Genomic DNA, 1,173 nt, shown 5'->3' with positions numbered 1-1,173 from the left:
CCGCCTTCAAAACGGCGCGATTGAAAATTCACGGTACCACTGAACATGTCACCACTTGCACCACGTATCGCCCACCCTGTTTTGGTACCTAGATCAAAACAAAGAATTGTATTATTCATCACGTTTATGAAGCTCTAAAGCCATATTCCGCACTCCCAATAATAACGGAGTCGCTCCCATATTCTACGGTGCCAAGGTAGAGATGCCATATATCGTTGTGGTGTTAACATAGACAATTCATAAGTCGTATTGGAAATGTAATTAAAGTTTGGAACTAGGTGATCACCACGTAATCTGCCGCCACCAAAAACAGCCCCTAAACCACTAATCCAACAATTACCTTCGTGACTGAGGTTCTCTTCACTCTCTACCCAGCCACCTAAATCACCTTTCTTTACTTTGCCAAAGCTTCTCAATGCTCGTATTCGGTGTAACTTGAAAGGACCGAGATCAACTGTATCGTCTGTAAGTTCGTATTTCTTTTTACTACTATTAACTAAATCACAACCACTAATAAAACCTGTATCAATCCATGCATCACCACACACACGGGCATTTTCACAAATTATTGCTGTACCGTATACATGTGCATTACCAAAAACTTTAGCATCAAAATAAACAATGGCATTGCCATAAACATGAGCGTTATCATAAACGTTGGCATTACCAAAAACCTTGGCTCGACCGTAAACCCTAGCACTACCATAAACCTTTGCATCGTCCCCAACCCAACAGTCTCCCTCATGACTTAAATTGCTTTCATTTTCAATAAAGCCACCTAAGTCACCTGCGTACACATCTCTAAAATTTCTTAAAGCACGTATACGGTGAAGCGTAACTCCATTAACTTCGATTGTTTCATCAGTAGATTCATACTTCTTTTTAAGTATCATATCTTCCACCTCTATCTTCTCACTTACTTTTCTTCTTACTCTTCTTATTCTTATGAGGCGGCGCTTTTACTACTTCATCACGCTGTTTAAGCTCTTGTGTTAGTCTTTCAACTTGCTCGTCGCGTGATGCAACATCTGCTTTTAGTGCCTGTATCTTTTCACTTTTCCGTTTAAACTCTTCTCGGTACGCATCTATCTTTTGCTTCAATTCTTTAATTTCCTCCTCACGTTCTTTAATCTCTTGCTTCAGTTCATCAATTTCCTCGTCGTCATGTTCTTC

General features: G+C 40.0%; 1 protein-coding gene and 1 pseudogene. Both read right to left on the bottom strand.

Annotated elements, in window-relative coordinates; genetic code table 11:
- Window positions 1-134: 134 nt before the first annotated feature.
- A complete protein-coding gene (locus tag ACFILO_RS09425; RefSeq protein ID WP_375678209.1) occupies window positions 135-893 on the bottom strand; it encodes a hypothetical protein in 759 nt (252 codons plus the stop codon).
- A gap of 19 nt (window positions 894-912) precedes the next feature.
- A pseudogene (locus ACFILO_RS09420) lies at window positions 913-1,173 on the bottom strand (hypothetical protein); the annotation flags it as partial.

Source organism: Bartonella sp. AP72JLCBS (assembly GCF_042195705.1).
Classification (GTDB): Bacteria; Pseudomonadota; Alphaproteobacteria; order Rhizobiales; family Rhizobiaceae; genus Bartonella.
This window is presented reverse-complemented; position numbering and strand designations above follow the sequence as displayed.